At 40.2% G+C, this 8,920-nt stretch carries 10 protein-coding genes and 1 riboswitch; of the genes, 1 reads left to right on the top strand and 9 read right to left on the bottom strand.

Annotation, left to right across the window (positions count from 1 at the left end):
* Positions 1-199 precede the first annotated feature (199 nt).
* From purF to V7097_RS03480, 8 genes are all read right to left on the bottom strand, one after another.
* Positions 200-1,618: an amidophosphoribosyltransferase gene (gene purF / locus V7097_RS03445; RefSeq protein ID WP_335702194.1), complete on the bottom strand. Its 1,419-nt coding sequence runs from the start codon at positions 1,616-1,618 to the stop codon at positions 200-202.
* Positions 1,594-3,822, bottom strand: a complete 2,229-nt coding sequence (gene purL, locus V7097_RS03450; RefSeq protein ID WP_335702195.1) for a phosphoribosylformylglycinamidine synthase subunit PurL — start codon at positions 3,820-3,822, stop codon at positions 1,594-1,596. Before purL ends, purF begins: the two co-directional genes overlap by 25 nt.
* Positions 3,806-4,495 carry a phosphoribosylformylglycinamidine synthase subunit PurQ gene (purQ, locus tag V7097_RS03455; protein ID WP_335702196.1) on the bottom strand — a complete coding sequence of 230 codons (690 nt, stop codon included), beginning with the start codon at positions 4,493-4,495 and terminating at the stop codon, positions 3,806-3,808. The genes purL and purQ overlap by 17 nt, the downstream gene beginning before the upstream one ends.
* Positions 4,492-4,746 (bottom strand): phosphoribosylformylglycinamidine synthase subunit PurS, encoded by a 255-nt coding sequence (gene purS, locus V7097_RS03460; RefSeq protein WP_335702197.1) that lies wholly within the window; start codon positions 4,744-4,746, stop codon positions 4,492-4,494. Before purS ends, purQ begins: the two co-directional genes overlap by 4 nt.
* A gap of 32 nt (positions 4,747-4,778) precedes the next feature.
* Entirely contained in the window at positions 4,779-5,924 is a 1,146-nt protein-coding gene (gene purK, locus V7097_RS03465) for a 5-(carboxyamino)imidazole ribonucleotide synthase (protein WP_335702198.1), read from the bottom strand.
* A complete protein-coding gene (gene purE / locus V7097_RS03470; RefSeq protein WP_335702199.1) occupies positions 5,911-6,399 on the bottom strand; it encodes a 5-(carboxyamino)imidazole ribonucleotide mutase in 489 nt (162 codons plus the stop codon). Before purE ends, purK begins: the two co-directional genes overlap by 14 nt.
* Positions 6,400-6,578: 179 nt before the next feature.
* Positions 6,579-6,680, bottom strand: a riboswitch (purine riboswitch).
* Between the two features lie 74 nt (positions 6,681-6,754).
* Entirely contained in the window at positions 6,755-6,952 is a 198-nt protein-coding gene (locus V7097_RS03475) for an NETI motif-containing protein (protein ID WP_335702200.1), read from the bottom strand.
* Positions 6,949-7,491 (bottom strand): DUF2179 domain-containing protein, encoded by a 543-nt coding sequence (locus tag V7097_RS03480; RefSeq protein ID WP_335702201.1) that lies wholly within the window; start codon positions 7,489-7,491, stop codon positions 6,949-6,951. The genes V7097_RS03475 and V7097_RS03480 overlap by 4 nt, the downstream gene beginning before the upstream one ends.
* 187 nt (positions 7,492-7,678) lie before the next feature.
* On the opposite strand from V7097_RS03480, the gene V7097_RS03485 reads away from it, so the two are divergent.
* Positions 7,679-8,113 (top strand): Hsp20/alpha crystallin family protein, encoded by a 435-nt coding sequence (locus V7097_RS03485; protein ID WP_335702202.1) that lies wholly within the window; start codon positions 7,679-7,681, stop codon positions 8,111-8,113.
* Between the two features lie 36 nt (positions 8,114-8,149).
* Here the strand turns inward: V7097_RS03485 and V7097_RS03490 are convergent, their stop codons facing one another.
* A complete protein-coding gene (locus V7097_RS03490) occupies positions 8,150-8,464 on the bottom strand; it encodes a DUF3784 domain-containing protein (RefSeq protein WP_335702203.1) in 315 nt (104 codons plus the stop codon).
* Positions 8,465-8,920: the final 456 nt, after the last annotated feature.

An 8,920-nucleotide genomic window follows, 5' to 3' on the forward strand; every position in this document is an offset into this window, starting at 1 on the left:
CACCTCTACTTTTATTTAGCAATCAAATACGCCTTAGCGTATTTGCTGCCCGATTTTTAGGCCCACAGGAAGTGGGTCATAAAGACGTTGCCACAGGAAGTTGCGTACTTAGTCTTTAATCTTACTGCCTCGAAAAATTCCCTTTGAAAAATCGTGGCATCCGCCAGAGGTTTTGAGCTTAATTCAGCTGAAGGTTGAATTAGGTTAAAACCTTTTCATGTGGCAATACCGTATCTGGGAAGATCTCTGTTGGATATTTACCAGTAAAGCAAGCCATACATAGTCCACGTGTTTCCCCTTCAAACGGTCTTCCAATCGCTTTTACTAATCCTTCTGGACTTAAAAATGTTAATGAATCCGCTCCAATGACTTCACGAATTTCCTCTACCGAATGTGAAGAAGCAATCAATTCCTCATGTGTAGAAGTATCAATTCCGTAGAAGCATGGATTCGGCATTGGTGGTGAACTAATGCAGACATGAACCTCGGTTGCTCCAGCTTCACGAAGCATTTTTACAATTCGTCGGCTTGTCGTCCCGCGTACGATTGAATCATCAACCATAACTACACGTTTTCCTTCAACAACACCACGAACAGCCGAGAGCTTCATTTTTACCCCTTGTTCACGTAGTGCCTGGGATGGCTTAATAAAAGTTCTGCCTACATATCGATTTTTGAGTAAACCAAGCTCATACGGAATTCCCGATTCTTCCGCGTATCCAATTGCCGCTGAAATACTTGAATCAGGTACACCTGTCACAACATCGGCTTCAATTGGTACCTCAAGAGCAAGCTGCTTACCTAAATTTTTACGAGCTGTATGGACATTTACTCCGTTAATATTACTATCCGGACGTGAAAAATAAATATATTCCATGCTACACATTGCACGATTATTCGCTATTGAAAATTGTTCAGAATGAATGCCTTCATCATTAATGACGAGTAACTCTCCAGGCTCAACATCTCTTTCGAATTTAGCTCCAATCAAATCAAACGCACAAGTCTCCGAGGCTACAACCCAAGCATCACCTAGTTTACCAAGTGATAACGGACGAAGACCGTTTGGATCAAGCGCAACAATCATTTTCTTTTCGGTCATGAGTACAAATGCATAAGCACCTTTTAACATCGTTAATGCATTTTTAACGCGGTCTTTGATTTTTGTATACCCGCTTTTTCTAGTTAAATGTGCGAGAACCTCTGAATCAGATGAAGTATGAAAAATACTTCCTTGATTTTCCAACTGATGTCTTAGATCATTTGCGTTTACAAGGTTCCCATTATGAGCAACCGCAAGACCACCCACTTGAGAATTAAAGAGGAGGGGCTGGACATTTTGAATGCCCCCGCTCCCTGCTGCTGCATAAAGAACATGCCCAAGCGCCGCTTTTCCTTGTAGTTGCTCAAGTTGGCCATTGCCAAATACTTCATTCACAAGGCCTTCTCCTTTTACAATTCGAAGCTTTTCACCATTGCTAACGACAATGCCGGCACCCTCTTGACCACGATGCTGTAAACTGTGTAAACCATAGTAAGTGATTTGTGCTGCGTCTGGATGTCCCCATATACCGAATAAACCACATTCCTCATTTAAGCCTTTGAGTTCAGCAAGCATGGGATAGCCCCTTTCCAAGTAAGTCTTAGATCTTCAACAGATAGATTGATAAGTTCTTTCTCCTCTTTATCTTCTACGATAAATGTTCCATCACCTGTTACTTCTCCAACCAGATTTGCTTTTACGAGCTGTTCAAATTTTTCTTTGTTTTCTTTTTTCACAGATACGATAAAACGAGACTGTGATTCACTGAATAGTTCAGTCACCACATCACCTTTGATTTGTACCTTTACCCCTAAACCTTTTGTACCAAATGTGCTTTCCGCTAACGCGACTCCAAAGCCGCCTTCTGCCACATCATGTGCAGAAGCAATCACACCTGCACGAATTGCTGTCAATACTTGTTGTTGTCTTCTTTTTTCAATCTCTAAATCTAGTTCAGGAACTGGACCAAAAATTTCTCCATGGATTAATTTTTGAAGTTCACTGCCCGCGAATTCTTCTTTCGCTTCACCGATTACATACACAAGGTCGCCTGCTTCTTTAAATTCCTGAGTCGTAATATGGGAAACATCATCAATCAATCCAACCATTCCGATGACTGGCGTTGGATATATAGCTTTTCCGTTCGTTTCATTATTAAGAGAAACGTTTCCACCAATAACTGGTGTATTTAACACACGGCATGCCTCACTAATTCCATCTGCTGCTTTTTCAATCTGCCAAAAAATTTCTGGATTCTCTGGATTACCAAAGTTTAAGTTATCTGTAATCGCAAGTGGTGCAGCACCGGAGCAAACGATATTTCGAGCTGCTTCACTAACCGCGATTTGTCCACCAACCTCTGGATCTAAATAGAGATATCTAGAGTTACAGTCTGTTGTCATCGCTAGAGCTTTCCTTGTATCACGGATTCTTACGACAGCAGCATCCGAACCCGGAGCTACAACTGTATTGGTACGAACCATGTAGTCATATTGGTCATACACCCATTCCTTACTTGCTATTGTAGGCTGCGCAAGTAAATCTTGAAGAGTTTGCCCTACATTTTCAAGCTTAGGAGCTTCAACTTTCATTTCTTTAAATTCACGATACATAGCAGGCTCACTTGAAGGCTTATGATAGATAGGTGCCTCTTCTGCTAAAGCATCGACCGGTACATCTGCAATCACTTCACCATTGTGTACCAAGCGAAGTTGTTTATCATCTGTTACCTTTCCGATTGCCACAGCTTCTAGGTCATATTTATTTACGATATCTTGAATCTCTTGCTCTCTTCCCTTTTCAACAACGATTAGCATACGTTCTTGTGATTCAGACAGCATCATTTCATAACCGGTCATGCCTGTTTCACGTTGTGGAACAAGGTCAAGATTCATTTCAATTCCTGATCCAGCTTTACTTGCCATTTCCGCTGATGAACTTGTTAAACCTGCCGCACCCATGTCTTGAATTCCGACTAGAGCATCACATTTTACAAGTTCTAAGCAAGCTTCAAGCAATAATTTTTCCATAAAAGGATCTCCAACCTGTACAGCTGATCGTTTCTCATCAGATTCCTCTGAAAGTTCCACAGAAGAAAAAGTTGCACCGTGGATACCATCGCGTCCCGTTTTGGCACCAATATACATGACTGTGTTGCCGACACCTTTTGCCTGACCTTTTTGAATATCTTCGTGGTTGATTAGACCAAGACACATAGCGTTAACAAGAGGATTTCCTTCATAGGAAGCATCAAATTGAATTTCCCCACCAACTGTTGGAATTCCGATACAGTTTCCGTAGCCAGCGATTCCAGCTACTACTTCTTCAAACAAATACTTCACTCGTGGAGAAGTAAGTTCTCCGAAACGAAGTGAGTTTAATAAAGCAATCGGTCTTGCTCCCATTGAGAATACGTCACGGATAATTCCGCCCACACCTGTTGCTGCTCCCTGATATGGCTCAACTGCTGAAGGGTGGTTATGACTTTCAATTTTAAAAACAACCGCTTGGTTATCCCCAATATCAACAATTCCAGCACCTTCACCAGGCCCTTGAAGTACACGTTCACCAGTTACTGGAAATTTTTTTAATACAGGCTTTGAGTTTTTATAGCTACAGTGTTCAGACCACATAACAGAGAACAACCCAGTCTCTGTATAGTTAGGAAGTCTACATAGAATTTTTTCGACTAATTCAAACTCTGAATCACTTAAGCCCATTTCACTATATATTTTTTCTTCCTTAATTTGCTGCGGATTCGGTTCAAGAAGTAACGACATTTGCTGCTAACCTCCAATTTTTCACAATTGATTGAAATAGCTTAATTCCATCTGCACTACCTAGTAAATCCTCAACCGCTCTCTCTGGATGAGGCATCATTCCTAGCACATTTCCACGTTCATTTGTAATACCTGCGATATCTGCAATACTTCCATTTGGATTTGTTCCGTTATATGTGAATGCGATTTGATTATTTTCTTGTAATCTAGCAAGTGTTTCTTCATCACAATAATAGTTCCCCTCACCATGGGCAATCGGAACTGTGATTACTTCACCCGCTTCATATTCAGAAGTAAACATTGATTTGTTGTTTTCAACACGCAGTTCAACTGGTCGACACATAAACTTTAGCTTTTCATTACGACGCATCGCACCTGGTAAAAGCCCTGCTTCTAATAAAATTTGGAATCCGTTACACACACCAAGAATTGGCTTACCTGCCTCAGCTGCTTTTACAACCTCTTCCATCACATTTGAAAAACGAGCAAGTGCCCCAGTACGTAGATAATCTCCATAAGAGAATCCTCCCGGAAGCAATATGCCATCGAACTCATCTAGATTGGTTGCATGATGTGAGACATACTCGACTTCTTCACCTAGCGCATCCTTCACCGCATGATACATATCAACATCACAATTTGAGCCTGGAAACACGATTACGGCAAATTTCACTGTGTGACAACCTCCTCAACCTCATAACGGTAATCCTCAATCACCGTATTTGCTAATAGCTTTTCACAAATTTCCTTAACTGTTTTGTCAAGGTCAGCTACTGTTTTTTCTATCGTTAGTTCCATATACTTACCGATACGAACATCCTGAACTTCATGATAATTTAATTGATGTAAGGATCCCTTCACAGCACTTCCTTGTGGATCTAAAACACTCTCACGTAATGTTACATAAACTTTTACTTTATACATGTAATTTTTCCTCCTAGTCGGTTTAAGGTTTATTAGATAGGCATTGGTGAGGCATTCCAAACTTGCAAGGAGTTTGACTTTTCTAGTGCCTCTTCTGCTGTATTTGCTAAGACGGTAACATGCCCCATCTTTCTTTTCACTTTTGCTTCTTTTTTCCCATATAGGTGAACCTTCACACCTGATAAAAGTGACACTTTTTCAAGTAAGGGTTGAACATGCTCACCTAAAATATTGGACATTACAACCGGTCGCAATAGGGTTGTTTCCCCCAGTGGCCAATTGCATACTGAGCGAACATGCTGCTCAAATTGGGACGTCTCACATGCATCAATTGAATAATGACCAGAGTTATGTGGACGTGGCGCTAATTCATTGATGAAGATTTCTCCATCTTTATTCACAAACATTTCAACCGCTAATGTCCCAACTAAATGAAACTCAGATGCAAGCTTCATCGCCATTTCTTTTGCTTTGATTTCCGTTTTTTCCGAAATCCTTGCGGGTACAATGGATTGGTGCAGAATATTATCCACATGAATGTTCTCTGCAACTGGAAAAGCTTTAGCCTCACCTGCCGGATTTCTTGTGACAATTACGGAAATTTCTTTTTCAAAAGGTACCCACGCTTCTAATATGCACTTTCCAGACACAAGAAGTTTTGCTGCCTCTTTGATATCAGCACTCTTTTTCAAGACAAACTGACCTTTTCCGTCATACCCACCACGACACGTTTTTAAAACGGATGGGACACCGATTTTCTCAACAGCCTCAGCCAATTGCTCTTCACTTTCCACTAGTAGGAAAGGTGCGACTTGTAAGCCAATTTCCTGAATCGCACTTTTTTCTGTACCACGATCCTGGGTTATTTTTAATAAATGACTGCCTTGAGGTAAATTCGCATTTTCTTCAAGCCATGTTAATGCTCCATAATCTATATTTTCAAATTCATACGTGATCACATCACTCACGCTTGCTAATTGTTTAATTGCTTCAAGGTCTTCGTAATTGGCGGTAATTTCGATATCCGCTACTTGTCCACATGGTGAATTCGGAGTTGGGTCTAGGACAGCAACGAAAAATCCCATTTCCTTAGCCGAAATGGCCATCATCCGACCAAGCTGACCGCCACCAATAATCCCAATGGTTTGCCCTGGTATAATTCGATTATTCAAGCTCATCACTACTTTCTAGTACTTGAATTTTTCTAGTTTCTCTTATATCAACAAGCTTTTGATCCCATTCTTGATTGGATGTCCCAAGAATGGAGGCTGCTAGTAATCCTGCATTTGTTGCACCTGCTTTACCAATCGCAACTGTCGCAACCGGTACTCCACCGGGCATTTGAACAATGGATAATAGGGAATCGAGTCCATTTAATGCTCTTGATTGAACGGGAACTCCGATTACAGGTAAAGTTGTCTTTGCCGCAACCATTCCTGGTAAATGTGCCGCTCCACCTGCTCCTGCAATGATGACCTTGATGCCTCGTTCCTTCGCCTTTTCCGCATATTCAAACATAAGATCTGGTGTACGATGAGCAGACACAACCTTTTTTTCATAAGGAATTCCAATCTCATCTAACACATTGCAAGCTTCCTTCATCGTTTCCCAATCTGAAGTACTTCCCATAATTACACCAACTACTGGGTTCATAAGATCCTCCTAAATTGTAATCAATCAAATACTACCACTTTTATTTTCCATTATTTCAACAAACATTTTTACTAATTAAAATAGGGATTTCTGCTGAATAAAGTAAAAATGCCCAGGTCAAGACTGATTTCCAAAAGGGGAAAGCAATCCTACCTGAGCATTTCATTTCAAGAATAGGTAAAATTATACTTTTCCCTCATAGTCCAATAATTTACGGTTATCGGGTAGAAACTTATGGGCCATATTCCCAAGATTATATGAGGTATATTTTCTAACCTAATCTTAACAACAGTATTATTCAATTGTCAATTAATATCGAACGTTTTACAAATTTTCCATTTTTAACGTTCGTGTTTTACTGTAATTCCCCTTCAAAAATAACCTTTCTCCCGCATGGCTCGACGACAATCTCCCCGTTGCGCTTAATCTCCTGAAACACAGGTTCCTCCATTCTTCTAACAGGAAAATACCCTTCAGCCTTCATCCGGTCAAGGCATTGGTCAATTGTCTCATTCTCTTTAACCACAAATTTTTGTTTTTTTGGTTTACTCATGATTCAAGCTTCCCTCTCCTTACAGCCCTCACCCAGAATCCGCCATGAATGGACTTTGGTTCATATGCAACCACAAATGCTTTTGGGTCTACATCGGTAATGGTTTTATATAATTTCATCTCATATTTGCGTGGAGTTAAAATCGTCATCGACAATCTATCGCCTTCCCTTCCTTGGGACATCCAGGTCGTAACCCCATACCCTTCTTCACGTAAAAGCTTAGGTAAATCCATTTCATATTCCTTAGTAATCACACTAACGGTAATATACCCAAGCGCAAGCTTTTCTTCAATCTTCATCCCGACAATTACACCGATTCCGTACCCAACTGCATACGCAATTAAATTTTGAATCTGGTTTAAATTATCAAGCACTAAACCAAGCCCAACGACATAAATGACAACCTCAACCGTACTAATCAACGCAGCCATATACCGCTGCCCCTTCATCGTCAGGATCATCCGAATCGTAAAAAAGGACACATATACTATATTAATGACTAAAATAATAACAACCATGATATACGCATTCGCTAACAATTAAACTCCCCCTTAGGAATTATTCCTTCACTTATCTTTCCAAAGATGACATTGTACTAAACATTTTCTCGAAATGATCCCTCTCCAAAACATATTATCATGAATTTCTTTGTAGGCACACACATACCCTTTTTACCATATACTACGTTACTCGAACTCTAGAATTTAAAGGGGGGAACTACAGCCCATGAAAATGGACCAATTTAAAAATATGAATGATTGGCGAAAACAATGGGACCATTTTTTTGGTGATGAATTTTGGAACGAATTCACTCCATTCTTCGATAACGCCCATTCTCAGCTAAATATCTACCAAGGCGAAAATGAGCTCTTAGTCGTGTTAAGCCTTCCAGGACTCGCAAAAGTGGAGGACGTCGACATTTATGTAAACCATCAGACCCTAGAAGTACAAGGAAAAATCAATTTGAACTTTAGAGGCTTTGATATCGTGCAAGAAGGCATCTTTCAAGGAAGATTTGAACGGGAGATCCAACTCCCATACACAGTAAAAGAAGACCGCATTAAAGCAAGCTACAAAAGAGGACTCCTCCTCATCCACCTCCACAAACAAATTCCCGACGACTCCAGAAAAAAAGTGGAGGTACTAGATCGCGATAAATAATAATAAGAAAATCCCTCACATACAGTGGGGGATTGGTTATTTTGGATCAGTTGGCTTATTTAATTTATTTACATATATAACAAGGACAATCGAGCCAATCACGATGATGGCGCCAAAAAGCAAGCCAATAAACCCACTTACAAACTCCAGCCCAAAGGGCAATAAAATGGTAAGCAAACCAATGATGATCGTAAATATGCCCACTACTTTTGCTAGCTTCTCCTTATCACCCTTATAGGTTTCCCCATTATAACCAGCAATAAGCGAAAGATGCTTTTTCTTCCAAACCAAAAACCCCATAAAGATACAAAACAGGCCTACAAAAAAACACACGATGAATCCAGCGAGCATCGGAGGTCCTCCTTTTAACAGTCTTTACTATATGTATTTATACGGAATGGATGATGTCTTGGTTTCAAAAAATGATGAGAGTATAATGACGATTTTTGGCGTTTTGGTATGCCAACTTCCTTTTTGGAGTGGCGGTATATACTAATTATGGCGGTTGCGGTATATCATTTATCGTTTGCAGCTTGGTGATATACCGTTTATCTGGGTGATATACCTTTAATAGTGCTTTCGTTACCTTTTCACTTCATTATGCCATCAAACGGGAACAATTCGACACTTTGCGTTACCTTTCACACATTATTACTCCCAAAAGTGGAACGCATCTGAACTTTTCATTCCCCTTTTGTCCATTTCAATCGCAAATGCGGCACGATTCTATTAGCGTTTCTCTTTCACACACTGCAACCTCCCAAATTGCAAAAAAGACCAACCATATTGGCTGATCTTTTGTTTGCC

Origin of the sequence: Bacillus sp. JJ1562 (genome assembly GCF_036962705.1) — a bacterium.
GTDB lineage: Bacteria > Bacillota > Bacilli > Bacillales > Bacillaceae_L > Ferdinandcohnia.